At 42.4% G+C, this 26,994-nt stretch carries 24 protein-coding genes and 2 tRNA genes; 14 read left to right on the forward strand and 12 right to left on the reverse strand.

Annotation, left to right across the window (positions count from 1 at the left end; all coding sequences use genetic code 11):
* The first annotated feature begins 86 nt into the window (after positions 1-86).
* Together ACKWCA_RS16550 and ACKWCA_RS16555 are read left to right on the forward strand one after the other, a co-directional pair.
* Positions 87-860, forward strand: a complete 774-nt coding sequence (locus tag ACKWCA_RS16550; RefSeq protein WP_413979322.1) for a hypothetical protein — start codon at positions 87-89, stop codon at positions 858-860.
* A 144-nt stretch (positions 861-1,004) separates the two neighbouring features.
* Positions 1,005-1,562, forward strand: coding sequence for a hypothetical protein (locus ACKWCA_RS16555; RefSeq protein ID WP_413979323.1), 558 nt, complete (start codon positions 1,005-1,007; stop codon positions 1,560-1,562).
* Positions 1,563-1,614: 52 nt separating this feature from the next.
* On the opposite strand, the gene rpsT is transcribed toward ACKWCA_RS16555, so the two are convergent.
* The 4 genes from rpsT to proS form a co-directional block, all read right to left on the reverse strand.
* Positions 1,615-1,866 carry a 30S ribosomal protein S20 gene (gene rpsT, locus ACKWCA_RS16560; protein WP_413979324.1) on the reverse strand — a complete coding sequence of 84 codons (252 nt, stop codon included), beginning with the start codon at positions 1,864-1,866 and terminating at the stop codon, positions 1,615-1,617.
* Between the two features lie 70 nt (positions 1,867-1,936).
* Positions 1,937-2,008: transfer RNA gene (locus tag ACKWCA_RS16565), tRNA-Glu, on the reverse strand.
* A 46-nt stretch (positions 2,009-2,054) separates the two neighbouring features.
* A tRNA-Glu gene (locus ACKWCA_RS16570) sits at positions 2,055-2,126 on the reverse strand.
* A gap of 99 nt (positions 2,127-2,225) precedes the next feature.
* Positions 2,226-3,701, reverse strand: coding sequence for a proline--tRNA ligase (gene proS, locus ACKWCA_RS16575; protein ID WP_413979325.1), 1,476 nt, complete (start codon positions 3,699-3,701; stop codon positions 2,226-2,228).
* A gap of 95 nt (positions 3,702-3,796) precedes the next feature.
* Here proS and ACKWCA_RS16580 point away from each other — a divergent pair, with 95 nt between their 5' ends.
* A complete protein-coding gene (locus tag ACKWCA_RS16580; RefSeq protein ID WP_413979326.1) occupies positions 3,797-5,116 on the forward strand; it encodes a hypothetical protein in 1,320 nt (439 codons plus the stop codon).
* A 40-nt stretch (positions 5,117-5,156) separates the two neighbouring features.
* Positions 5,157-6,662, forward strand: a complete 1,506-nt coding sequence (locus ACKWCA_RS16585; RefSeq protein ID WP_413979327.1) for an OmpP1/FadL family transporter — start codon at positions 5,157-5,159, stop codon at positions 6,660-6,662.
* An 89-nt stretch (positions 6,663-6,751) separates the two neighbouring features.
* Here ACKWCA_RS16585 and ACKWCA_RS16590 read toward each other — a convergent pair whose 3' ends face one another.
* Together ACKWCA_RS16590 and ACKWCA_RS16595 are read right to left on the reverse strand one after the other, a co-directional pair.
* Positions 6,752-8,191, reverse strand: coding sequence for a T9SS type B sorting domain-containing protein (locus tag ACKWCA_RS16590; RefSeq protein WP_413979328.1), 1,440 nt, complete (start codon positions 8,189-8,191; stop codon positions 6,752-6,754).
* Positions 8,192-8,308: 117 nt separating this feature from the next.
* A complete protein-coding gene (locus ACKWCA_RS16595; protein ID WP_413979329.1) occupies positions 8,309-10,111 on the reverse strand; it encodes a T9SS type B sorting domain-containing protein in 1,803 nt (600 codons plus the stop codon).
* Between the two features lie 136 nt (positions 10,112-10,247).
* Between ACKWCA_RS16595 and folE the strand changes: the two genes are divergently transcribed.
* From folE to ACKWCA_RS16635, 8 genes are all read left to right on the forward strand, one after another.
* Positions 10,248-10,928 (forward strand): GTP cyclohydrolase I FolE, encoded by a 681-nt coding sequence (gene folE / locus ACKWCA_RS16600; RefSeq protein WP_413979330.1) that lies wholly within the window; start codon positions 10,248-10,250, stop codon positions 10,926-10,928.
* Between the two features lie 14 nt (positions 10,929-10,942).
* On the forward strand, positions 10,943-12,424 hold the full coding sequence (gene cysS, locus ACKWCA_RS16605; protein WP_413979331.1) for a cysteine--tRNA ligase: 1,482 nt from the start codon (positions 10,943-10,945) through the stop codon (positions 12,422-12,424).
* 184 nt (positions 12,425-12,608) lie between these two features.
* Entirely contained in the window at positions 12,609-12,830 is a 222-nt protein-coding gene (yidD, locus tag ACKWCA_RS16610) for a membrane protein insertion efficiency factor YidD (protein WP_413979332.1), read from the forward strand.
* A 135-nt stretch (positions 12,831-12,965) separates the two neighbouring features.
* Complete coding sequence (lgt, locus tag ACKWCA_RS16615) at positions 12,966-13,922, forward strand: prolipoprotein diacylglyceryl transferase (protein WP_413979333.1); 957 nt, start codon at positions 12,966-12,968, stop codon at positions 13,920-13,922.
* A 15-nt stretch (positions 13,923-13,937) separates the two neighbouring features.
* Positions 13,938-14,426: a DUF192 domain-containing protein gene (locus tag ACKWCA_RS16620; RefSeq protein WP_413979334.1), complete on the forward strand. Its 489-nt coding sequence runs from the start codon at positions 13,938-13,940 to the stop codon at positions 14,424-14,426.
* Positions 14,427-14,428: 2 nt separating this feature from the next.
* Entirely contained in the window at positions 14,429-15,298 is an 870-nt protein-coding gene (locus tag ACKWCA_RS16625) for an alpha/beta hydrolase family protein (protein WP_413979335.1), read from the forward strand.
* Entirely contained in the window at positions 15,295-15,816 is a 522-nt protein-coding gene (locus ACKWCA_RS16630; RefSeq protein WP_413979336.1) for a GNAT family N-acetyltransferase, read from the forward strand. The genes ACKWCA_RS16625 and ACKWCA_RS16630 overlap by 4 nt, the downstream gene beginning before the upstream one ends.
* The gene (locus tag ACKWCA_RS16635) at positions 15,813-17,048 is read left to right on the forward strand and encodes an ATP-binding cassette domain-containing protein (RefSeq protein WP_413979337.1); all 1,236 of its coding nucleotides are present in this window, start codon (positions 15,813-15,815) and stop codon (positions 17,046-17,048) included. Before ACKWCA_RS16630 ends, ACKWCA_RS16635 begins: the two co-directional genes overlap by 4 nt.
* 52 nt (positions 17,049-17,100) lie before the next feature.
* On the opposite strand, the gene secDF is transcribed toward ACKWCA_RS16635, so the two are convergent.
* The 3 genes from secDF to mdh all read right to left on the reverse strand — a co-directional run bounded on the left by secDF (position 17,101) and on the right by mdh (position 21,961).
* Positions 17,101-20,070 carry a protein translocase subunit SecDF gene (gene secDF, locus ACKWCA_RS16640; protein WP_413979338.1) on the reverse strand — a complete coding sequence of 990 codons (2,970 nt, stop codon included), beginning with the start codon at positions 20,068-20,070 and terminating at the stop codon, positions 17,101-17,103.
* A gap of 210 nt (positions 20,071-20,280) precedes the next feature.
* Positions 20,281-20,895, reverse strand: coding sequence for a hypothetical protein (locus tag ACKWCA_RS16645; protein WP_413979339.1), 615 nt, complete (start codon positions 20,893-20,895; stop codon positions 20,281-20,283).
* 139 nt (positions 20,896-21,034) lie between these two features.
* A complete protein-coding gene (gene mdh / locus ACKWCA_RS16650; protein ID WP_413979340.1) occupies positions 21,035-21,961 on the reverse strand; it encodes a malate dehydrogenase in 927 nt (308 codons plus the stop codon).
* Positions 21,962-22,215: 254 nt separating this feature from the next.
* On the opposite strand from mdh, the gene ACKWCA_RS16655 reads away from it, so the two are divergent.
* Positions 22,216-22,587, forward strand: coding sequence for a hypothetical protein (locus tag ACKWCA_RS16655; RefSeq protein ID WP_413979341.1), 372 nt, complete (start codon positions 22,216-22,218; stop codon positions 22,585-22,587).
* A 76-nt stretch (positions 22,588-22,663) separates the two neighbouring features.
* Here the strand turns inward: ACKWCA_RS16655 and ACKWCA_RS16660 are convergent, their stop codons facing one another.
* The 3 genes from ACKWCA_RS16660 to gyrB form a co-directional block, all read right to left on the reverse strand.
* The gene (locus ACKWCA_RS16660; RefSeq protein ID WP_413979342.1) at positions 22,664-22,918 is read right to left on the reverse strand and encodes a hypothetical protein; all 255 of its coding nucleotides are present in this window, start codon (positions 22,916-22,918) and stop codon (positions 22,664-22,666) included.
* A gap of 36 nt (positions 22,919-22,954) precedes the next feature.
* Positions 22,955-23,431, reverse strand: a complete 477-nt coding sequence (locus tag ACKWCA_RS16665) for a hypothetical protein (RefSeq protein ID WP_413979343.1) — start codon at positions 23,429-23,431, stop codon at positions 22,955-22,957.
* A gap of 84 nt (positions 23,432-23,515) precedes the next feature.
* Entirely contained in the window at positions 23,516-25,519 is a 2,004-nt protein-coding gene (gyrB, locus tag ACKWCA_RS16670; protein WP_413979344.1) for a DNA topoisomerase (ATP-hydrolyzing) subunit B, read from the reverse strand.
* A 287-nt stretch (positions 25,520-25,806) separates the two neighbouring features.
* Between gyrB and ACKWCA_RS16675 the strand changes: the two genes are divergently transcribed.
* Complete coding sequence (locus ACKWCA_RS16675; protein WP_413979345.1) at positions 25,807-26,931, forward strand: helix-turn-helix domain-containing protein; 1,125 nt, start codon at positions 25,807-25,809, stop codon at positions 26,929-26,931.
* The last annotated feature ends 63 nt before the right edge of the window (positions 26,932-26,994 follow it).

The following is a 26,994-nucleotide window of genomic DNA, read 5'->3' on the forward strand; positions in this document are numbered from 1 at the left end:
CTGATATTTTCAGATATCTTTATGGTGCAAGAACACCTCCCCCCTCTGTTTTTGGAATAAACAATAACCATTAAAACTATAAGATCATGAAAAACGCAAAGAACACGTTTTTTGGTATGGCCTTTATGACGGCGGTACTGTTGTTTACCTTCATTAGCTGCAATAAAACAAAATCGGAAGAGGAAGATAAAACCAAAATCTCACCTCCTTCTCAAATTGTAACTGTCGAAAAAGCCAAACTGATGTATGATACATACGGAAAGCGAAGAGTACCCTTAATACAAAGATATGAAGATGGAATCGATGGTTTTGAACGGGATGAAGATAGCAAGTTTAAGCAAGAATCTACCGATGAAAATACCAGTATACAACAATTGGAACAGAACAGAAAAAAACCATTTGATGTGACCCGATATGTATCCTATGAATACGATACGATTAAAAAATACATTGCCTACATAGAGAAAGAGGCGGAAAGAGCCGGTGTAAAAATTTCCACGTTGCGCTTCTATTTGTCCAATTATCCTGAAAAGGATATTTTTCCAAAAGACACGGCCGCAAGGTCCAGGCAAAACTCGGTTTTTATAACGCCCACAATTAAAAAAGACAAAAGGGATTATCCCTATTATGGTGAAGAAGGCAATGACGGTAGTCTAAAAATGATTTTATTGAACGACTCCCTTACGAAAAGTAAAACACAGCTTGTTAACAATCTAAATAACGGGGATGAAAAATCCTTGGCGTCATTTTTACCTACAATAACATCTTCTGAAGCACCACCTGTTCCGATTTTCTTTGCCAATAAGAGCTATGCTCTTAACAAAGGTACCGGAGCTCCTCCCCCATACCCTCAAAATTAAACCAGTTCAAAACTCGTGATTGAATTCTTAAAGGAAAACTACTTTATCCCGTTATATGGAATAACCTTAGCTATCTCAATATATAGATATCCGAGATACTTCGATAGTGTTTTGAAGTATTTCCCGATTATTCTAGCTTATACAATGCTGTCCGAAATATTGGGCTATTTAATTCGAGATCATGAATATTTCCAAATTGTCTATTTGGAAAAATATGATTTCGCAAACTATATCATATTCAACATTTATGATGTGGTCTTCTTTCTATATTTCTATTGCCTTTTTTGGAAACTTTTACGGAGAGAAAAAAGTCGTTCGTTTATCAAGTATGGAGCTGTCTGTTATTTGGTTGCTGCAATGATCAACCCCTTTTTCGAAAATGTATTTATTTTTCCACAGATTTTTGCTTCGACATTGGGTTCGATAATTTTGATTATTTCCATAGTCCTATATCTAAAGGAAGTCAGGCAAAATATTATCAAGAAACGAGAAATTCTGCTGTGGATTTGCGCCGGACTTCTTATTTTCAACTTATTCTTCCCAATGATTTTGATTGCAGGTCGCTTTGATTATCCCCTATATGAAAAATTGAGTTTTCGGCAATTTCACTACTTTTTAATAGCGGCCATGTATATCTGCTTCATCATCGGTTTTCTAAAAATGAATAGGATGAAACCTCTTGAAGATGAAACAAGAAACTAAAAAAGCCCTCCATTTCAAGAGGGCTTTGACAATTATTTGAGTTAGTTAGTTTTTACAAGGATGCCACATGCTTGGCCAGCTTGCTTTTCAAATTAGCAGCTTTGTTCGCATGGATGATATTTCTCTTGGCCAAACGATCGATCATACTGACAACACTAGGTAACAACGCTTCAGCATCTTTCTTCTTCTCTTCACCACGTAATTTTTTGATTGCATTACGTGTGGTCTTGTGCTGATATCGATTTCGTAAACGTACCGCCTCGTTTCTTCTGATTCGCTTTAATGCTGACTTATGATTTGCCATGTTCTTTTTTTAATTTTCTTACGTTGTTAGATAGTTGGCCTTTTGGTCTACTATCTCAATACTTCATTTGTAGCCCGTAGGGGAATCGAACCCCTGTTACCAGGATGAAAACCTGGCGTCCTAACCCCTAGACGAACGGGCCATCGAACCAATTCAGAATTATGGATTCATAATCTTGAATATCGCTGTAGCCCGTAGGGGAATCGAACCCCTGTTACCAGGATGAAAACCTGGCGTCCTAACCCCTAGACGAACGGGCCAATATGTAAATGCCTTTCTAGAAACGTTATAAAAATGCTATAAAGGCGGGTGCAAAAATACAATTATTTTTAACTACCACAACTCCCTGATATTATTTTTTAATAAGCCTTTGCAAATAGTACACGATATGGTGACGGTTCACCTGTGACCATACACCTACCGGCAACATGTTCAACATCGATCGGAATACAACGAATGGTGGCCTTGGTTTCTTCTTTTACACGGTCTTCGGTTGCTATGGTACCATCCCAATGGGCCGAGATGAATCCGCCTTTTTCTTCCAAAACGGTTTTGAATTCCTCATACGAGTCGACTTCCGTAATATGCTCCGTTCTGTAATCGACCGCCTTTTGGTAGATATTTCTTTGAATATCCTCCAGTAAAAACTCGATTTTAGCTATTACCTCGTCCATGGCAACCGTTTCCTTTTCCAAGGTATCTCTTCGCGCCACCTCATAGGTACCATTTTGCATATCGCGCTGCCCAATGGCCAAACGTACCGGAACCCCTTTCAATTCGTATTCATTGAATTTGTAACCTGGTTTTTGGGTATCCCGATCATCGTATTTTACCGAAATCCCTTTGGCCCTCAATTCCTTTACCAAAGGTCGTACCCGCTCCGAAATCGTATCCAATTGTTCCAACCCTTTATAGATAGGTACGATAACCACCTGAATCGGTGCCAATTTTGGCGGAAGCACTAGGCCGTTATCATCGCTATGGGTCATAACCAACGCACCCATTAAGCGTGTAGAAACCCCCCAAGAAGTGGCCCATACATAATCCTTTTTCCCTTCTTTATTGGCAAACTTCACATCAAAGGCCTTAGCGAAATTCTGTCCTAAAAAGTGTGATGTACCTGCTTGTAGCGCTTTGCCATCTTGCATCAAAGCCTCGATACAATAGGTATCCAAGGCTCCCGCGAACCGCTCGCTCTCGGTTTTGGTTCCGCGAATGACGGGAACTGCCATATGGCCCTCGGCGAACGCTGCATAAACGTCCATCATTTGCCTTGCTTCGTCAATAGCCTCTTGCTCGGTGGCATGGGCTGTATGCCCCTCTTGCCAGAGAAACTCGGCCGTACGCAGAAAAAGACGGGTACGCATCTCCCATCGCACTACATTGGCCCATTGATTGATCAATAGGGGAAGATCACGATACGATTGGATCCAACGGCGATAGGTGTCCCAAATAATAGTCTCTGAAGTAGGCCTTACGATCAGCTCCTCTTCCAACTTCGCATCAGGATCTACGATGATTCCTTTTCCATCTTCATCGTTCTTAAGCCTGTAGTGGGTTACCACTGCGCATTCTTTGGCAAAACCTTCGACATGGCTTGCCTCCTTACTTAAATACGATTTCGGAATGAACAAAGGAAAATAGGCATTCTCATGACCGGTTTCCTTGAACATTTTATCAAGCGCGGCCTGCATTTTTTCCCAGATGGCAAACCCATATGGTTTGATTACCATACAACCGCGAACCCCTGAATTTTCGGCCAAATCAGCCTTTATTACAAGCTCGTTGTACCATTTGGAATAGTCTTCACTTCGCTTCGTTAAATTTTTACCCATTATTAGTAGTTTGGCACAGAACTTGTGCTACTGTTATCGAAATAGTTCGGTAAAACTAACTATTTTTATAACGTTCAACAATTTAAATTACAACGATGATACAATCCCTACACCTCCAAAAAATGCGTACTGCGGTCTTGTTTTCCGTGGTGGGCTTTTTAGCTGTTTCCTGTGGCTCATATCAGCAAGCATCGTATTATGATAATGACGGCATTTATGGTAGTGATACCCGTGTTTCCGTAGACAGAAACACGCAAAGAACAGTAGAAAAGAGACCAAAACAAAGTGACAATGCCTATTCCACATATTTTGGACAAAAAGCAGATGAAGTCGAGCAAATTCTGGACAGTGAGATTTTCACCGATGTCGATTCATATACAAGCAACATTGAAAACGACTCCATTCTAACCCAAGACCAGTTAACCGATTACTACGATAACGGCAACGATTATGTAGGTAATGGCGGCTGGGGCGACAATCCTAGCAACGTGAGTATCAACATCTATGACAACGGTTGGAACAACTGGGGCTGGGGTGGAGGCTTCGGCTGGAACAACTGGGGCTGGGGCGGCGGCTGGAATAACTGGGGCTGGGGAGGCGGCTGGGGCTGGAACCGATGGAATCGCTGGAACAACTGGGGTTGGGGCGGCGGCTGGGGCTGGAATAACTGGGGCTGGGGCGGTGGCTTCGGCTGGGGTAATGCCTGGTGTCCTCCGTACGGATACGGCGCCTACTATGGTAATAGAAATTTTGCCCGTAACGCAGGTCGAAGAGGATATTATAACAACAACGCCTTAGCAAGAAATAATGGTAGCGTGGCGCTGCGAGGTCGATCTAACCTCAATACGCGAGGCACGTCATCTCGATACAGAAACTCATCCGCACGATCTAGTGCGAATCGCAGTATAGCTTCTCGAAACTCAAGAAGTTCACGTAACTATAGAAGCGGCACTGCATCACGCAGAACGGTTGGTGTCGATCAGAATCGAGCCTATAGAACGAGCAGGAGCACAAGGGCAGTTCCAAGATACAATAGCTCATCTAGAAGGAGTTCTACGTATAGAGGAACCACTCCTCGAAGCGGCTCGTCATCAAGGTATAGCGGAACACGCAGCGGTGCCTCGAGAGCATCCGCATACCGAGGAAGTGGAACACAAAGCAGATCTTATGGTAGTGGTTCACGCACGCAATCATATCGCGGTTCTTCAAGTAGGGGCACATACCGATCTAGCGGCTCAAGTAGAAGTAGCGGCAGCTATCGTTCATCGGGTGGTTCGACTAGAAGTTCCGGCAGTTACCGAAGTTCAGGCGGCTCATCTCGCTCGTATTCCAGCGGAAGGTCTTCCGGAGGAGGAAGGTCATCAGGAGGGCGATCTTCGGGAGGACGATCAGGCGGTAGTAGAGGGCGTCAATAAGCCACGTAAATTTCATTAAAGATTTAAAAAAATTGTAAGAATGAAAAGGTATTATACTTTCATAGTGCTCTTGGCATGTACTTTCGTAACAGCCCAGAACACCTCTGATGTGCTGCGCTACAGCACTGAAAATTTACAAGGAACAGCTCGTTTTCAGGCCATGGGAGGTGCATTTGGAGCCCTTGGTGGAGATTTGTCCGCATTGAACATTAATCCGGCGGGGTCAGCCGTTTTCAACAATAGTCTCTTTACTTTTTCGGGCACGACCTATAACACGGACAACTCAGCCACCTATTTCGGCACAACCCGAAGTACCTCGGATACCAACATTGATATTAATCAGGTAGGGGGCGTTTTGGTCTTTAAGAGCGCTAATCCTGAATCGGGATGGAACAAAGTGGCCATAGCCGGAAACTATGATATCATCCAAAATTTTGACTCTCAAGTCCTTATAAATGGTACGAGTAATCAGGGTATCGACAATTACTTCTTGAACTTTGCCAACGGCGTACCTTTTGGTTCGCTTTTGCTACAGGAAAATGAATTTATCGAAGATGCTTATCTTGATATAGGTGCACAACAGGGATTTGGGGATCAACAGGCTTTTTTAGGCTATTATGGGGGTCTCATCGATCCAGACACTATGGAAGATGCCAACACGAGCTATATTAGAACCGCGGATTATTCCACTGTCAATCAAAGCTTAGTGCGAAACACTACGGGCTACAATAGTAAGTTCACCGTAAACTTCGCCTCTCAATATGAAGAAAAACTGAATATCGGAGCTTCCTTGAACTTTCACACGGTCTTATACGATCGCTACGATGAATTTACGGAAACAGGTTACGATACCGGATCGGAAATTCAACGCACGACATTTGACAATTTACTGCGAACAGAGGGTTCGGGCTTCTCCTTTAGCGTCGGAGCTATCGCAAAACTTAACGATGTGGTCCGAATAGGAGGAAGCTATCAATCACCAACATGGTATCGATTCACCGATGACCTATCGCAACGTATTAATTCTGATTTGGCCGATTCGGATATCAATTTCATCGATTTGAACGTGGTCAATTTATTCCCTAGATACACGCTTAAGACCCCCTCGAAGCTTACGGGAAGCGCTGCGTTTATTTTTGGAAAAAGCGGACTTATTAGTGTTGACTATGGGTATCAAGATATGTCCCAAGCCGAACTTGGTCCTACCGGAGATGCTAACTTTGCTGCGGTGAACGAAACTGTTTCGAATGAACTTGGTGCGGTATCGACGATTAGGGTAGGCGGCGAATACCGAATAAAACGTTTTAGTCTTCGTGGTGGATACCGTTTTGAACAAAGTCCTTACGCGAATACGGATATTGTTGGCGATCTATACGGTCTTTCCGCGGGTATTGGTTATGACTTCGGAGGAAGTAGACTGGACCTATCCCTAAGCAGAACGGAACGGGATCTTATGGAGCGACTATTCGATACTGGTCTGGATACGCCGGCTACGATAAATGCTATCAACACAAACGCTACACTTAGCTATACCTTGAATTTCTAGGTAGTACTTATAATTTACAATAGCAAAGCATTCTTTTTCAACGCCCTTCCCCCGGCAAGAAAGGAATGCTTTGTTGATGTAAGCCTAAACTATCTTTTTAGAGTGAAGTGGGTCTTTCTTGTTTTTGCGACGACAAGGTTATCTACCGATTCATCATACTCGAAGCGAAACCAATAATCAGAAGAGGGCATGCGTCTTCCGTTAAAAGTACCGTCCCAAGCGGAATTGGCATCCAACTGTTTTAAAAGTTTACCATAACGGTCAAAGATAAAAACGATCGGACTACCCAGCGTTTCAATTCCCCTAATATTCCAGGTCTCGTTGATGCCATCTCCATTCGGAGTGAAGAACTTTGGATAAGCGACCATTAAGAAATCTTCCTCCGTGGTACCACACCCATTTTTGTCATTGATAATGACCGTGTTCATTCCGGGTGGAATATCGGTGAAAACCGCTTCATCTTGAAACTCGCCTCCATTTAGGGCGTACTCATATTCGCTATTGCCATTGACCAGAATTTCCACATTATTGATATCGGGATCAATGGATAGGTTCGTATCAAGTATTTCGACCCCAGCAAACTCGGGTGGCCCGAAGAACTCGATAAACACACCTCCCACATCAGATACCATTGGTGGGGTACCCGACATGGTTGTAATGTCGGCAAAATATCTTCCGGTATTGGGACTTGAAACAATAAGCTCTCCGCCATTGACACCGATACCAGGCAAATTAGTATCATCAATAGTACCATCATCATCGTAGTCTACCGACCATACAATACTCGCAACGTCAGGTCCGGCAGGAGAACGCAACGCGCTCAAAAGAATGTCCGGATCACCTTCACAGGCCGTAATATCCAATCCTAGAAACTCATCGCGCAGCGTACAATCGAGCGCTGAGTCTTGATCCGCTTCCACAGAACTGCCGGTAAAGGTCAACATAAAGTCTTCCGATTGGTTATCAAAATTAGTGTTGTAGTTGTTGATTAGGATATAGTATATTTCCCCAGGCAGAACATCTAGATATTCATCGTAAGTATTCTGGTTGGAAGTGAGTGGCGGTGCACCTGCCTGACCATTTATGGGATTGACTCCAAGGCCGGTGAAGTTCGTGTCGCCTGGTTCGTAATTACACCGTATAGGTTGCGCCGTTCCATTGCTAATATCGGCACAATCCACATCAGGCCCATAAACAGCAAAATCCCATTCCGCGGTAATCGTATTTCCAACGCTGGGAAGTGCTTCAATATCAAAACCTACCTGTCCTCCAGTTCCTGCCCGAAAAACAAGCCAAGAGGTATTGTTTTCAATATTTGCCGAAGCAATACTACCTTTTTCAAGACAACCGGTTTGAAGAATCACCTCAGGGTCAAAATCATCGACGGCACCCCTGCCGTCAACGGTCATCATAATAGGCGCATCGGCACAGACCGGAATAGCGGTTCGACAATCACCCGAATTAACGGTTTGCGCATGTATGGCAGTTGTAAAAAGAAATAAAAACGTAGTTACAAAGAGTGTTCGCATAGATTAAGGGACTTGTGATAAACTCTTAATACTTACTATAACTCTACCTCCACCGATTTAGTATGCGTTTATCGGTAATTTCTGCCGTTTATCGATGAAATACACCCCGAAACTGAATCATCTTCGCAACGAAAAGTGGTTATTTATATATTTTGCAGTAGTAGTTTGCCCATTGGTATTAGTGTAGGTCAAGGTAAACCAATAATCGGCTGAAGGCATTACTTGCCCATTGAAAAGGCCATCCCAACCAAAATTGGTCGGATCCAACTGCTTCATCAATTTTCCATAGCGGTCATAAATGGTTAAGATGGGGTTGGTCAGGTTTTCAGCTCCGTCAATGGTCCAATCATCGTTCATTCCGTCACCGTTCGGAGTAAAAAATCTAGGAAAACCGACAACGACTATGTTCTCGCTAACCGACCCACAACCTCTAGGGTCAAGTACACTTACCCTATGTTCTCCAGGTAGCACTCCCGAAAACACATTAGAAGTTTGAGGGGATTCTTCATCCAATTGATATAACCAACCATTCTGAAAGTCGGTTTCAATAGTTACCATATTGGTATTCTGAAGATCATCTACCTTAATATCCGTTATTTCAGGCAAGTTCGAAACCACTACTGCTATGGTTTTGAAATCGGAGCAACTTAGCCCCGCTTGATTATTGGTCACTGTCAAGGTATGTGTTCCAAGCGCGGAAACGGTAATATTCGGTGTAGTTTCACCGGAGTCCCATTGATAGTTATAGTTGGTATCAAAAGTCTCGGGACCAATGGTAATGCTCGAACCGTCATCACATAAATAGGCTTCCAAGGGAAAGTCCAAATCAGGAGTTTCCAAATTAATCAGTTCGAACTCTTGTGGCGCATCAAAACAGTTTGGGTTTTCCGCGGAGGTTACCCTTACATAAACGGTTTGCGAGCCTGCCCCTATAGATAGCTCTCGAGGAAGCGCATTCAAACCCGCTATGGCATCACCCAAAGACCCGTGATAACTCACTACCGCATTACTAGGGTTTTGTCCGCCAAGTACTTCGTTGTTTTTGGAAAACAGATCAAAAGTGGCCATTGCGGAACACGCGGCAGCGTTAGCAACCGGATGCGCTGTGGGAATTGTTGAGAAGGCCACCTGCACGTCGCTAATAATATTACCGGCTAGACGAGAAACGATTACCCTATAACTTCCAGTAGCGGACACCTCGTAGGTCGGGTCTTTTTCCCCTAAAACTTCCTGAAAGCCACTACCTAGATTTGCAAACCACGTGTATTCCACCGCATCAGCGGTGGTCGCATCCAGGGTCACTGTATCGAACTCACAGGCCGAAATCGGAGGGCCCAAAAGATTACTGATAATTGAGCAATCCAAGGCATCATATGGATTGGTCACGAATATATTTCCTGAAAACTGAATGGAGAATCCCGAATTACTATTACTGAAATTATTGATTAAAAGGTAGTAGTCTTCACCTGGAGCGACATCCAACCATTCTTCATACTGTATATTGGCTGTGTCACCGGTCGGATCCTCCCCCACTCCAATGAAGGTGTTTTCGTCTTGATTGTCATAAAAATTACAGCGAATCGGGTCACCAAGGGCGCTACAATCGTCTGTTTTGTATAAGGCAAAATCCCAGTCCTCCGTAGTATTGAAACCAATATTGAATCCCAATTGACCTGTGGCCCCTGTTCTAAAACGATACCAGGCCGCATTCGATTCGATGGCTCCACCGAGCGTCTTTTCAAGACAGCCGCTCATGTCGGCCCCATTGAAATCATCGATTCCAAAACCACTGGTACCGCCATTCACCGGCGTATTATTACATATCGGAATGGCATCGATACAATCTTGCGAAATCTGAGCCAGATTGTGTTGTATTCCAAGGAAGAAAAACACTCCAAAAATGAAGTAGTACCGTTTCATAAGTAGGTAGTAGGTCGTAATTCCTAAAATTAAAACACCTTTGCAGTTAACACTAATTTATGTTGTGTAATGGCCCAAATAGGGTATAAAGTGCCATATAATGTATATCTTTACAGTTCGTAAAAGTTAGATTTAGATGAAAATCGATAGTACATTGGAAGAGCATTTTGATGAGATCGGGAACGACCATGTTTCCACTTCAGAAGATACACCATTACGAGAAGACGCCTTTATTCTTGAGGACAAGGAAAAGATCGAGAGAATCAAGGAAAATGTTAGGGAGATTATGCTCACGCTAGGTCTAGACCTCGAAGATGACAGTTTAAAAGGTACGCCGAACAGAGTAGCCAAAATGTTCGTCAACGAAGTTTTCGGTGGATTACATCCCAAGCGAAAACCCAAATCATCTACTTTCAAGAATAAATACAAGTATGGCGAAATGCTTGTTGAAAAGAACATTACGCTATACTCCACTTGCGAACATCACTTGTTGCCCATCGTGGGCAAGGCACATGTGGCCTATATTTCCAACGGTACCGTAGTCGGACTTTCAAAAATGAATCGTATCGTGGACTATTACGCCAAACGTCCGCAGGTTCAAGAACGCTTGACCATACAAGTCGTACGTGAATTACAACAGGTTTTAGGCACTGATGATGTAGCCTGTGTAATCGATGCAAAACACTTATGTGTGAACTCCAGAGGAATCAGGGATATCGAAAGTAGCACCGTGACCGCTGAATATGGTGGCAAATTCAAAGATGAAGCCGTACGTCGCGAGTTTTTGGATTACATTAATCTCGATACCAATTTCTAACCTTTTCTCTTGTAATGCAATTGTACCAAAGTCAAGTGCTGAAAATCTATAATTCCCTGAGTGGAAAAAAAGAGGTTTTTACCCCCTTAAATGAAGGCCATATCGGCATGTATGTCTGTGGTCCAACGGTATACAGTAATGTACACCTTGGTAATTGCCGCACCTTTATGTCTTTTGACATGATATTCAGGTATTTCAAACACTTGGGCTACAAAGTGCGTTATGTACGAAACATCACCGATGCCGGGCATTTAGTGGATGATGCCGAAGATGGAGAGGATAAGATCGCCAAAAAGGCGCGCTTGGAAAAACTAGAGCCCATGGAAGTCGTACAACGATACACCGTGGATTTTCATTCGATTCTTCAAAAATTCAATTTTTTACCTCCGAGCATTGAGCCTACCGCAACTGGTCATATCATCGAACAAATTGAAATCATTAAGGATATTCTTGAGAAAGGGTATGCCTATGAGATCAATGGATCTGTATATTTTGATGTCACCAAATTTAACGAGGACCACGCCTATGGAAAATTAAGCGGAAGAAAGCTAGAGGATATGATTGCCAATACCCGTGAGCTTACCGCCCAGGACGAAAAAAAGAGTCCACAAGATTTTGCACTTTGGAAAAAAGCCGAACCACAACATATTATGCGCTGGCCTTCTCCTTGGGGTGATGGCTTTCCAGGTTGGCATTTGGAATGTACCGCGATGAGCACTAAATATTTGGGAGACACGTTTGACATCCACGGCGGCGGAATGGATTTAAAATTCCCGCACCATGAGTGTGAAATTGCCCAAGCTGAAGCGAGCAACGGCCGTTCTCCCGTAAACTATTGGATGCATGCCAATATGTTGACCCTTAATGGGAAAAAAATGGCGAAATCAACGGGAAATAGCCTTTTGCCGGGGGAAATTTTTTCAGGTGACAATGCCATTCTTAGCAAGGCGTTTTCTCCATCGGTTGTGCGATTCTTTATGATGCAGGCCCACTATACCAGTATATTGGATTTGAGCAACGATGCCCTACTCGCCTCCGAAAAAGGGTTTCACCGCTTAATGGACGCCCTACAAATACTCAAGAGTCTTGAGTCAGGAAAAAACTCGGATTTCGATGTGACCAGCTGGAAACAGAAATGCTACGACGCCATGAACGATGATTTTAATTCGCCGATTTTGATCGCCCACTTGTTCGAGGCCGTAAAGCATATCAATGCGATTAAAGAAGGGCGAGAAAGTATTTCCGAAGCGGACAAAGCGCTTTTGGAAGCTACCATCAGTTCCTTTGTTTTTGATGTATTGGGTCTTGAAAACAAGAGTGAAAGCGAAGCAGGCACCGATAAGCTTGCCGGCGTCGTTGAACTTTTGATTCAAATGCGCAAGGAAGCACGTGATAACAAAGATTTTGCGACCTCCGACAAAATTAGGGACCAACTGGCCGAAATGGGCATTCAGTTAAAAGACGGTAAAGAGGGAACGACCTTTAGTGTTTCTTGACTTTTCCATCAATAACCAGCAGCTGATTCAATAGGTACAATCAGCGCGTGGAATTATGAGCATCGCTCAAGCATACGACACGGAATATTCACTATCCGTTCTTGATGTAAGGCAGCCAAAATCATACTAGACAGGAGAATGCCTTTCTTTTTACATCCGGCCAGCGAAACTCTAAATAGGTAAAATGAAGAAAATACTCATAGCCCCTTTTGTATGGCTGGTACGGTTCTACCAACTTGCCATATCTCCTTATACTCCGGCAAGCTGTCGCTATACGCCCACCTGTTCACAATATACACTTGAGGCCTTGAAAAAACACGGACTCTTGAAGGGAGGGTGGCTCGCGGTGAAGCGCATTTTCAGTTGCCACCCCTGGGGTGGAAAAGGTTATGATCCCATTCCTTAAAAAACAGAAATCAATACACGAAGTTTGATTGACCCGATAACTTAAGGTTTGGCCGTTTGCATTAAGAGATGATTTGATTTCGTTCTTTGGGGGCAAGTGGGCATTTAGTATCTTAGCCCTTCAAAATAAAGCTACATGTACTTTTTAGGTATTACCTGGAACCCTAGTGAAACGCTTTTCAACATTGGGCCCTTGCAAATCAAATATTACAACCTACTCTGGATCGCGGCATTTGCCATTGGGTGGTTCTTGATGAAACGGATTTTCTTCAACGAAAAGAAGAGTATCGAACAGCTCGATTCCCTCTTTATCTATACGGTTCTGGCCACTATGCTCGGGGCACGTTTAGGTCATGTATTCTTCTACGATTGGGCCTATTATTCAGACCACTTATTAGAAATATTATTACCCATTCGGGAAAGTGCTAATGGCAGCCTTTTAGGATTTATCAATGGGTATGAATTTACCGGATTTACTGGGCTGGCAAGCCATGGGGCCGCTATTGGTATTATCATAGGTATGTTTTTATATGTGAGGAAATATCCAGAATTCAAAGTATTATGGATTTTAGATCGGATCGTGATTCCTGTCGCCATTGGTGCATTTTGTGTGCGTTTGGGTAATTTTTTCAATTCCGAAATCGTTGGCAGAAAAGTAGATGAGTCGTTTATTTTCGCAACACGCTTTGTGAGGGATAGTATCGGAAAAGGTCAAGCCATGTCAATCACCAAGGAAAAAACCGTAAACGATGCCTACGCTGCGTTGGTCAGCAAACCTGAGTTTTCTGAATATATTAAAGATGTACCGTATAAGCATCCCGCGCAATTGTATGAAGGGGTAGCCTACATTTTCGTTTTCCTGATTTTATACTATTTCTACTGGAAGACCGACAAAAAAAACAAGCCAGGCTTCCTTTTTGGCACCTTTTTAGTGTTGCTCTGGGGTATCCGTTTTTTCGTCGAGTTCGTCAAGGAACGCCAAAATGAATTGGATGAGTCCTTCACTTTGGCTATAGGTCAAATGCTCAGTATTCCTTTTATTATAATCGGCTTGTATTTTATGTTCCGACCCATGAAAGCGTCGGGGAGTTAGGTGTAAGAAAAGATAATGTTTAGAAAATCGTTTGTTTTATTTTTTAGTGTCGTTTTTTTAGGATGTTTTTCGTGTAAAGAGAATCCCGAAAGAACCGTAAAAACGGAACCCATCGTATTTCGTAAGGAAGGGGAACTGGTGATTAAAAGGCAGAAAGTCGATACGGTGATCACGATCTTCGACATCGAAATCGCGGAAACCGATTATGAAACTCAGACCGGTTTGATGTACCGCGACCATATGGAGGCCCATCAAGGAATGCTCTTTATTTTTCCAGATGAACGCATGCATTCGTTTTATATGAAGAATACGGAAATACCCTTAGATCTTATTTTCATCAAAGCAGATTCGACCATTGTCAGTTTTCAAGAAAATGCCCGCCCATTGGATGAATCAGGGCTTTCTTCTAAAGTTCCGGTGACCTACGTGCTGGAAGTCAATGCAGGTCTTGTTCAAAAGTGGACCCTTGAGGTCGGTGATAAAATACAATTCATGAAAAACTGATTTTGACTGTTCAAATCGAAAGAATTGCCATACCAACAGCACACGGCACTCCTCTAGGTGTCACAAAATATTCATCGCCCAAACATAAAGAACGAACCATTGTTGTTTCTTCGGCAACAGGAGTGTTGCAGCAATACTATTCCAAATTCGCCCAATACTTCGCATCGCAAGGTTTTATAGTTTATACATTCGATTATAGCGGTATCGGGGAATCCTTGGTGAGCACGAAGTCCCTGACAACCTTTGAAGGCGATTTGAAGAGCTGGGGAAGCATAGATCAGGCGACTGTCATCGATTATGCAAAGTATGAATATGAGCATCATACGATTACCTTGATTGCACACAGCATTGGAGGCCAACTTCTCGGTTTTAATACCAATTATCGGTTAATCGATAAAGCGGTTCTAGTGGCCTGCCAAAGCGGATATTGGAAAGAATTCAGGGGAATTCACCGCTATAAAATGTGGTTATTCTGGTATTTCTTGATTCCAGGATTGACACCACTTTTTGGTTATTTTCCGGCCAAAAAACTGGGGCTATTTGAAAACCTACCAAAGAGAATGGTCTATGAATGGGCTTCTTGGGGAAGAAAAGAGGCATACATGATGCATTTTGAAAACAAAACGGATTATTTTTTCGACGCATTCAAAATTCCAATATTGTCCTTAAGTTTCCACGAAGATCCTTTTGCCCCGCAAAATACGGTCGATTGGTTGGCAAGGGTCTATACAAATTCAAAGGTGACCAGGGTTCACCACGATAAGACCCCGCAAGAGCGCAGCGCTAAACACTTTGGTTTTTTTAAATCTGCTTATAAAGAAGTATTTTGGGAGCGAACGCATCAATGGATGCTCAATAACACCTATCAATGAACAACTATCTTCTCGACGGTTTTGAATCGGATCGTTTGTGCTTTCGAAAAGTCAACCCTTCCGATGCAAAGTTCTGGCTCCCATTTCATGAGGACCCTAGAACTTCCGAATTTTGGGACGGACTTCCTACCGATCCCACAACGGCCTGCGAACAAGACTTGGAACGCACCTTTTATAGGTATTCCAATAACTTAGGAGGAAAAATGGCATTGATTTCAAAGACAACAGGTGAGTTTGTCGGTCAAAGCGGGCTTCTAGTACAAGAGGTCGATGCTAGAAAAGAACTTGAGATTGCATATTCACTTTTGCCAAAATTCTGGAAACAGGGTTATGCGATAGAAGCGGCATCCGCCTGTAAAGAATATGCGTTGTCGAAAAAGCTATCCCATTCGTTGATCTCCATTATTCATAAAGACAATATTCCCTCCCAAAAGGTCGCCCTGAAAAATGGAATGAGGTATGACACTACTACGGATTATCACGGCAACCCCGTTTATATTTTTAGAATACACATATGAAGTTCGAACATTGGGCCGTCTTTATCAACAACGAATCTCACAAGAGCGCGTTTATTCGTGCGGTATTGAACGGGCAACCTCCAAAGGCATTGAACGCCTTTAAGGATCGGAACGGTTCGCTATTCTCTAAAATCGCCATCGAACGGTTCATAGATGAAGAAGATCGGCATGGAAACAAGATCATTACCAAAGACCATGAACAGTCGCTGCGTTCTATGTCAAGTGGGGAACAGAAAAAGGCACTCCTTCACTACCTATTGGCAAAGCAGCCGGAATTTATGATCCTAGACAATCCTTTTGATAATTTGGACATCGATTCACAAGAAAAACTGACACTTACCTTGGCCGCGGAATCGATTCGTACGGTTTTCGTACTCTTGATTAGCAGAAGGGTCGATTTGCTCCCGTTTATAATGAACTACGCAATCCTTGACAAACTCGAATTAAAGGTTCAAAATGATTTGAACTCCATAGGACCACAACTCATGGCGGAACCCTTCTCGGGAAAAATTCCAGAGCCACCCCAGAAATGGAAGTATACCACTAACGAATTGATCACATTGCAAAATATAAATGTCAGATTTGGGAACAAACCTATCTTACAAGACATTTGTTGGACTATAAAAAAGGGAGCGTTCTGGCAGCTTATTGGAAAAAATGGAAGCGGAAAAACAACTTTGCTCTCCATGATAACAGGTGAAAATCCGAAAGGTTATGGTCAGGAACTCTATTTGTTCGGCCGGAAGAAAGGAAGCGGGGAATCTATTTGGGATATTAAACGAAAAATCGGGTATTTCACTCCGGCAATGACCGACAAGTTCACTGGATACCATTCCGTAGAAAATATGATCATCTCAGGTCTGAACGACTCTATTGGCCTGTATATAAAACCAAGTGAAGCACAACAGCGTTTGGCTAAGGAATGGCTTGAATTAATCGGAATGTGGCCAAGTAGAGACAGACACTTCCACGATTTAAGTATGGGCCAGAAAAGATTGGTAATGACCGTCCGCGCTATGATCAAACATCCCATGCTCTTGATTTTAGACGAGCCTACGGCAGGGTTGGATGATACCTCGGCCGCTTTGTTGGTCGCCCTTGTAAACAAGATGGCTCGCGAGAGCGCAATCGCAACGATATTCGTTTCGCATCGAAAAGAACCAGGTCTCGATCCCGATCAAGTCTTCGAACTTCAACTACATGAAAAGGGTTCTAAAGGGTTGATCAAATAAAAAAGAACCGCTAAAAGCGGCTCTTTTTTATGATATGCTATAAAATCTAAAACTATTCTTCTTTACCTCCGGTCTTGATTTTCTTGCTCAGCGAATCGAACATCACAGGAGTAGCAATGAACAAAGAAGAGTAGGTACCTACGATAATACCGACAATCATGGCAAACATGAATCCTCGTAAAGACTCACCACCAAATATGAAAATCGCCAATAACACGACTAAAGTCGTCAAAGAGGTATTCAAGGTTCTACTTAAGGTACTGTTCAGTGCCAGATCAACATTTTCGCCGTTGCCCCAGCCCTTTTCCCCGATAATCTCACGTATGCGGTCAAATACGACCACCGTATCATTCAGGGAGTAACCGATTACGGTCAATATCGCCGCAATAAACGCTTGGTCGATTTCCATGTTAAAGGGCATGATGGTTCCGAAAAGGGAGAAGATTCCCAAGACGATCATAACGTCATGAAAAACCGCCGCGACAGCACCAAGGGAGAACTGCCATTTTCTAAAACGTAGTAAAATATAAAGGAAAACTACGGCCAGAGAACCTAAAATCGCTAAAAAAGCATTCTTCTTAATATCATCGGCAATGGTCGGACCGACCTTTACGGATTGTAAAATACCTATGGAATCTTCCCCGCTCCCTACTACGAAATCAGCCTTACTTGTTCCGTCAGGTAAATATTTCTGCAATGACGTATACAACTTATCGGTTATCTCATTGTCTACTTCTATACCTTCGACATCCACTTTATAAGGTGTGGTGATCTTAATTTGATTTGCCTCACCAAAACGTTTGACATTGGTACCATTACCAAAGACATCGTTCAACTCCGAAGCTATTTCAGACGGATTCACCTGCTTTTCGAAACGAACCTGATACGAGCGTCCACCAATGAAATCAACCCCTTGCTGCAGTCCCGTTGTGAACAATGAAAACACTCCAACACCGACTAAAACCAAAGACACGATGTACGCGATCTTGCGCTTGGCCAAGAATTTGATATTCATATTCTTGAATAGGTTCTTAGTAATTGCAGTAGAGAAATCAAGTGTTCTTCCCTTACCACTCAAATACCAATCAACTAGCAAACGTGTTACAAAAATAGCAGTGAACAACGAGGTCAAAATACCTATCAATAAGGTAGTTGCGAATCCTTTGATTGGGCCTGATCCGAAAAGAAAAAGAATCAATGCTGTAAGTCCGGTGGTAACGTTGGCATCCAAAATCGATGATAGTGCATTGCTAAAACCATCGGCGACCGCCTGACCCTTACCTTTACCTTTAGCAAGTTCTTCCTTAATACGTTCAAATATCAGTACGTTGGCATCCACCGACATACCGATGGTTAAAACGATACCGGCAATTCCTGGTAAGGTCAATACCGCTTCTAAGCTAGTAAGTACTCCAAAAATCAATAGAATGTTCAAAAGAAGAGCGATATCGGCAAAAAGACCTGCCTTTCCGTAATAGAAAACCATCCAGACCAATACGATTGCCATGGCGATCAAGAAAGACATCAGCCCGCTATCGATAGCCTCCTGTCCAAGAGAAGGACCCACGATTTCAGATTGAATGATCTCCGCCGATGCCGGTAATTTACCTGCGCGCAATACATTGGCAATATCCTTCGTTTGGGTGATGGAAAAAGAACCGGTTATTTCGGTATTTCCGCCACTGATACCACCTGGCACCGAACAACCGGGTGCCGTGTATACCTTGTTGTCCAAAACAACGGCAATACCGGTGTTATGTAAATTGGCATCGCTAGTCAATTTCTGCCATTCCTTGGCTCCTTTCGAGTTCATGTTCATCGTCACGGCGGGCTTGCTAAATTGGTCAAAAGTATCTCGCGCGTCACTCACTACATCGCCACTCATTCTAGGAATGCCATCTCGGTTTGATTGCAAAGCGAACAAGTCAATAACTTCAGCATCCTCTGTCTCCGGCCTTCCCCATACAAACTTGGTAAATTGGATGTCGGCAGGCAACAATCGTTGTATCTCTGGCATTCTCAAGTACTCACCTACCTTAGCGGTATCCTTTGCAGCAGCTGAGAACATCGCATTTCTGCCAGGTGTCGGCGGAAGCAATAAATCATACAAGGGATTGACCTGATTGGCGATCTCCAAAGAATCTGAACTTACATCCGACAATAGAGAGTCTAATTCGCTTTCGGGTTTGGTCTCCTCCTGTACAGGAGTGTCGATCAAGGTTTTTAGCTTTTCATTCGCTTGAATCAAAAAGGTGCTAAAACTTGTGTTATTGGGCTCATAAGTTTCCCAAAACTCCAATTGCGCAGTACTTGAAAGTAACTCCTGCGCCCTGGCAATATCGCGTGCACCCGGAAGTTCTACCAAAATACGACCTGAGGTACCAATACGCTGAATATTAGGTTGAGTAACCCCGAAGCCGTCAATACGTTCGCGGAGTACCTCAAAAGCTGAGACAATGGATTCGTCGATTTTCGTTCGGATGATCGGTTTGACCTCATCATCACTCATCTGAAAATTGACTGCATCACTAAGACCTTTGTTGGCAAAAATCTCGGGAGACGCCAATTTCGTATCGCCTTTAATCTTATCAAAGGCATCGAAAAATAAGTCCAAATAAGTATCATCACTATTTTTGGATTCCGCATCCGCATCGGCCAAAGCCTTGTTGAAGACCGGGTTTTTGGTATTGTTGGCCAACCCTTTTAGGATGTCCTTAATGGAGATCTGAAGTGTGACGTTAATACCTCCTTTTAAGTCAAGACCTTTGTTTAACTCCTTTTTCTTTGCGTTGTCATAGGTCGTAAATCCAAATATTGTATTTGACCCTACGGAATCCAAATAACTCGCGGTCAAAGCCTCTTGCTTTGAAATTGCATCAGGTTCCGAATCCGGAATTTCACTGATAGCATACGCCTTGGCATCATCTTCAACCTTATTGGTAATGAACGTATACGACAGTTGATAGATACTCACTAACCCGAACAAGAAAGCAAAGAGCTTTATTAGTCCTTTATTTTGCATGGTATTATTTATTTAAGTTTAAAAAATTCTAATGTTGTGCGACCAAAATAGCTTCAATAACTATTGTTAACTATAGTACGGCCAATTTGTTATAGCCTAAAGAATATTACTTTTGAAAAAGTGCTTAAATTCCTTAGTTGTTTTATTACGGAAATAATCGTAAGAATGTATTCATTGACAAAAAGATGCCCCTAGGCAGTTTTTGCTCAACTAGCAAGCGTAAGGTCCAGCCCTTACTTCCGGAATAATATGTGAAGTATTGTCTATTGCAATTGCAATGACTTGATGCGCATTATAGGCAACCTTTGTAAGTAGTGCTTGCCCCAAGACCAAAGCATCATTGAAAAGCAAAACTGAAGGATTGGAAAATCCTTGATAATCAGGTCTCGATTGGGAAGCAAATTTTCCATTCAAACCCAGCCCGTCACCGGTTTTTTGCTGGAGATCTGATATCACCAAGCTAAAAGACTCCGGAAGTTCCTCCTTAGGAAAATCGAAAGGCAATTCACCAATATTACTATAAGTCAAAGAAAGCTTGCTATCTTGAGAAAGAAGTTCACCAACAGTAAGTGCATCGATATCACTATAATAGCGTATGGTGAGCTTTACATCATCACTTTCTATTATCTCAATACCTGTAACACCTAAGTCGTGTAACTTTTTTGTAATGGTTGCCAACGCATCGTCACAAGCAGTGAGTGAAGTCGTCTCAGCATCGGTAAATTGTAATACAATTTGCTGATTGGCTACTTTAGTTTGTTCTTGGTTTAGCCCTATTAAGGCCAAAAGAATAATTAAAGTACTGATGTACCATTTGGATTTCATGCGGCAAAGATAGAAATAAACATAGTATTACATAATATCTTTCCTACTATATGCACTTCCGAAAGACATCCTGATATATGAAAATGCCTTTGTAATTCAACTACAAAGGCACTTCCTTGATTTATTCTTGTAAAATTGTCTATAACTCCAAAAGACCATTGGTCTTGGTAACTCCTTCAGCGCTTTCCTGCATTTTGGCCTTTTCTGCATCACTTAAGGGCACATCGACAATACGCTCGATACCGTTTTTACCGAGAATTACGGGTACTCCGATACAGATATCATTCAACCCATATTCGCCTTCAAGATAGGTAGAACATGGAAACATTTTCTTTTGGTCGCACGCAATGGCCTGCACTAGACCTGAAACGGCCGCTCCAGGGGCATACCAAGCACTGGTACCCAATAATTTTGTCAAGGTGGCTCCTCCTACTTTAGTATCATCAGCGACCTGTTGAAGACGATCTGCTGACAAAAATTCGGAAACGCGAATACTATTTCTAGTCGCATGTGAGGTCAATGGAACCATTCCTTTATCACTATGTCCGCCTATAACCATACCGTCGATATCGGAAATCGGAGCTTCCATCGCTTCCGCCAAACGGTACTTGAAACGGGCGCTATCCAATGCCCCGCCCATACCGATAATTTTGTTCTTTGGAAGATCTGTCGTTTTATGAACGAGATAAGTCATCGTATCCATTGGGTTACTGACCACAATAAGTATGGTGTTGGGGGAATGTTCCAATAGACTTTTCGATACCGTTTTTACAATTCCGGCATTAATACCGATAAGCTCTTCCCTGGTCATACCCGGTTTTCTAGGAATACCTGAAGTAATTACGGCTATATCGCTATTTGCCGTTTTGGAATAGTCGCTGGTAGAACCCGTAATCTTTGTATCAAAACCATTTAAGGAAGCGGTTTGCATTAAATCCATCGCCTTGCCTTCCGCGTAGCCTTCCTTAATATCCAATAATACTACTTCAGATGCAAAATTCTTAATGGCGATATACTCTGCACAACTAGCACCAACAGCACCTGCGCCTACTACGGTAACTTTCATATAATCTTTGTTTTACGTTGTTATTACAATTCTGCGAAATTACGAATTCCCAAAAGAAATCAGTCGATGAAATGCACATTATATTAGCATTTAAGCCAATCAAAAACTCGATGAAATGCAGATGTTGTTAAAAAAAATAGCACTTCAACGAAGAAAATCCGAATAAAGTGCGATACGTCGAATTTTAGCAATACGAAGTGACCCCAACACGTTCTAAGTAAGATTAAAGCCCCTGAATCAGTAAAACCTACAAAATGAAAAAACTGCTTTCATTTTTGGCGATTGTCGCCATTATACTAGCAAGCAATTGTTCAAGAATTCCTGAAAACAATGACCCTGTTATTGGTATTTGGTCCAATATCGAAATGACTACTAGCCAGAGTGCACGAAGTACGATCAAAAAGGAGTGGATCTTCAACGATGCCTACCTCGGACGATTTCACACCTATAGAAACAATGAAATTGAAGTCCTCACGGATTTCAGCTGGAAAAAGGACGGTGAAATGTACATTATCACGTATCCTGGTCTTGAAAACAAAACCAATGACATGGTAAAAATGAAGGAATCCGACGATGGTATCATTTTAGAAGATACTTCCGGTCAAACCATTGCCACCAAGGAATAGAAAATCTCACTCTCAAATACAAAGAAACCTGTTTGAATTATATCAAACAGGTTTTTTATTGCACGGTATTCTCAGTCTATTTCGTAGGTGTCGCCGTTTCTTCTTCCATTGTAAATTCGGTATAGTCTAAGATATAAACTCCCAAAAGACTCCATTTGAACTTATGATGGGCATACTTGGCCTTGAACTTATCATTGTCCATAAACAGATCATTAAAATGCTTATCAAAATCCTGCTTGGTCAACCAAAGCACTTTTTCATCTCCTTTTTTGATGTAATATGATTTTTTGATACCACCAGCAACTTTTAATCCGCCGGGGTTGAAAGACATCGTCTCTTTAGCCCAAGGGTCGGAGTATACTTCAATCTACTGTCCGAACTTTGGGTTTATGACCTGCATCAAATATTCAGCTTCCTTCTTTTTATTCTTCAGGGAGACCATTTGATTTGTATACATGGTATACCCTTTATTCAAATACTTTGAAGCATCGATATTGCCCCATTTGGTCGCATCGTTTATAAAATTACTTTGCTGTTGCATCTTCTCGAAACCAGACGGTGCCATATATAAGTCTACAATTTCATCGGCACTCACACGAAGTTTCGACCCATCGGACTTTATGAACTTGATTTCATTGATTTGGCCCTTTTTACGGTCTACATCCTTGATATCGGCCTCAACTTTCTCACCATTTTTTAGGGTCACATATGCTGGTTTCTTTCTGGAGTACGTGCTGTACGCCGGATCAAACGCTGCTTGTTTTTCACGTTCTTTCAAATCTTCTTGAGCAAAACAAATTACCACCGAAAAGAACAGTAGGGTACATAGGTTTATTTTTGTCATTTATTTTAGGTTAAATTAATAATGACTACAAATAAAAACGTCCACCAATTGGTGGACGAATTTTTGTTGTGAAAGTGTTAATTCTTATGCATCAATGTTGGCATACACAGCATTCTTCTCGATGAATTCTCTACGTGGAGGTACTTCATCACCCATCAACATGGAGAATATGCGATCGGCTTCCGTAGCGTTTTCAATAGTAATTTGGCGCAAGGTTCTGAAATCAGGATTCATGGTGGTATCCCATAACTGCTCGGCATTCATCTCACCTAGACCTTTATAGCGTTGAATACTAACCCCTCCGCTATAAGTCTCGGCAATGGCGTCACGTTCTTCATCATTCCAGGCGTATCGCTTCTTTTGTCCTTTTTTGACTAAATACAAAGGTGGTGTTGCAATATAGACATGCCCGTGTTCGATCAACTCACGCATGTAGCGGAAGAAGAAGGTCAGGATCAGGGTTTCGATATGACTACCATCTACATCGGCATCACACATGATTACAACTTTATGGTAACGCAGTTTTTCAATGTTCAATGCTTTACTATCCTCTTCTGTACCGATAGTCACACCCAATGCCGTATAGATGTTCTTGATTTCCTCATTGTCGAAAACCCGATGTGGCATCGCTTTTTCTACATTCAATATTTTACCTCGTAGGGGTAAAATCGCTTGAAAATTACGATCTCGCCCTTGTTTTGCGGTTCCGCCCGCGGAATCACCCTCAACCAAAAACACTTCACACACGGTGGGGTCTTGTTCAGAGCAATCGGACAGTTTTCCGGGCAATCCGCCAATACTCATGACCGTTTTTCGCTGCACCATTTCACGTGCCTTTGTTGCCGCATGTCTCGCTTGAGCCGCTAAAATCACTTTTTGGACAATTATCTTGGCATCATCGGGATGTTCTTCCAAATAATTGGTCAACATTTCCGATACCGATTGGCTGACTGCTGAAGAAACTTCACGGTTACCGAGCTTGGTCTTGGTCTGCCCCTCAAACTGCGGTTCCGCCACCTTTACGGAGACAATCGCCGTCAATCCTTCACGAAAATCATCGCCCTGAATTTCAAATTTCAATTTATCCAGCATCCCTGATGAATCGGCATACTTTTTTAAGGTACTGGTCAAACCCCTTCGGAATCCGGATAAATGCGTACCCCCTTCATGGGTATTGATATTGTTGACGTAAGAATGTAAATTCTCGGTATATGACGTATTATAGGTCATGGCAACTTCAACGGGGATATTGTTCTTCTCCCCTTCCATCGAAATCACGTTCTGAATCAGATTTTCACGAGTACCGTCCAAGAACTTCACAAATTCTTTCAGTCCCTCATCGGAGTAGAACGTCTCCCCAACATAACCGGATTCGCTATCCTTATCCTTTTGACGCTTGTCCATAATGGATATCGTCACGCCTTTATTGAGAAAAGACAGCTCTCTCATTCGATTTGACAAGGTCTCATAACTGTACTCGATGGTTTGGGTAAATATGGTAGGATCCGGATGAAAAGTCACTATGGTGCCTCTATAATCGGTTTCCCCCACGCTCTTCACCGGGTAGAGGGTCTTTCCTCTTTCGTATTCCTGCTCCCATACCTTGCCCTCTCGGTGCACGGTAGCTTTCAGGTGGCTTGATAAGGCATTCACACAAGAGACCCCAACACCGTGAAGCCCCCCGGATACTTTATATGAATCTTTATCGAATTTACCTCCTGCTCCGATCTTGGTCATTACTACCTCCAAGGCCGATACTCCTTCCTTCTTATGAAGTCCGACAGGAATACCCCTTCCATTATCTTTTGTAGTAATCGAATTATCTTCATTAATGACCACGCTTATAGTATCGCAATGGCCGCCCATCGCCTCATCGATGGAATTGTCTACCACTTCGTACACTAAATGGTGTAAACCTCTAACACCTACGTCGCCGATATACATTGAAGGGCGCATGCGAACATGCTCCATTCCCTCAAGAGCCTGTATACTATCCGCGGAATAATCCTTTTTTGGAGTGCTTTCACTCGCCGCGGCATCAGCTGCCTTTTTGTTTTTTTCCTCTTCGTTTTTTGCTTCGTCGCTCATAAATTAACAGGTTGTGTTTACTTCAAATTTTGCAATCTTACAAATATACGGAATACCCTATGGAATATAGCCTTATGCGGTTTTCTAAACACCTAAGTTATTAACAATTATTGTGGAAAATATTATCGCTCCAAGCTCGGAAAAAGAGATGGGTCCGTATCGAAAAACCAAGTATGCCACCCCAACTCATTTAGAACCCCGTAATAGGGGATTTCAATTATTTTATTGTTAAATTAACCTCATCTTTCCCCCATTTTTTTCAGAAGAATCAACTAGCTGGAAATTCAATGGATCTAAATATTTACAACAGTCTTTTTCTTGCAGGAATCGTTCAGGGCTTCGTTTTCGTGATCGCTGTACTTTTTTCCAAGAAATATAGGAGCAAAAGCAATTACTTTTTAATTGGTCTCATTTTTTGTCTTTCCCTCAGCAACCTCAATTATTTTTTGTCAGATGCGGGTATTATAAGTGTGAATCAGCTCTACATTTATCTCTATCTACCCCTAGCTTCTATCATTCCCCCGCTGCTGTATTTATATGTACGAACTTTTTTGTATCCTCAAAAAAAGGTGGCTCTCGGCGAGAAACTACTCTTCCTACCGTTCGCCATCTTCCTGGTACTGACCTTTGTTTTTAGAATTGGCAAATTGATCGGGGAGACCCAACCTGAATTCGATACCTTTTTCGGCTTTATCCTGAACTTACACGAAATACTTTCGGTCACGTACACCTTCATTATTCTATCAATACTTCTCATTACGATTATTCGCTATGAAAAGCAACAGCAGAGTTTTGGACTTGCAACGGTTAGAAAACGCTTGAATTGGCTTAAAATCACCTTGACCTTACTTTTTATCTTGACTTTTTTGTGGGGGTTTCTCGTCTACAAGAATATCTTTATCCCTGAGGTCTTCACATCATTCTATTTGCTTTGGCTAGGGCTTTCGGTTTTAATCTACTGGTTGGGCCATATTGGTATTTATCAATTCGGAATTCTAGAAGAACGGAAAAAAATCAGGGCTCATACGGTTAAGAACAAAAAATCAAAACCTTCGAAATCGACTAGAAATGAGCATATCATAGCACTAGAAAAACTTCTTCATGAAGATAAGATCTATCTTGATTCAAGCTTGACTCTAGAGTCCGTAGCCCAAAAACTGAACTTAAGCACAAGTTATCTTTCGCGCGTGCTCAATGCAGAGCTTCAGGCCAGCTTTACCGAATACCTGAACTCATTTCGAATCAACGAGGCCCAAAATTATTTACGAAACCCCGAGTTTTCAAAATACACTATTGTCGCCATAGGCCTAGAAGCCGGATTTAACTCCAAATCAGCCTTTTTCAACGTATTTAAAAAGGTTACTGGCAAAACCCCTCTGGAATTCAAAAAGGAACATCTTCGATCAGCCTAGCGTTTATCACTCTTTTATCGAATAGCTTTCTACTGATGGGTTCAAGCCATTTACAGGGAGACT

The organism is Maribacter corallii (assembly GCF_047345415.1).
Taxonomy (GTDB): domain Bacteria; phylum Bacteroidota; class Bacteroidia; order Flavobacteriales; family Flavobacteriaceae; genus Maribacter_C.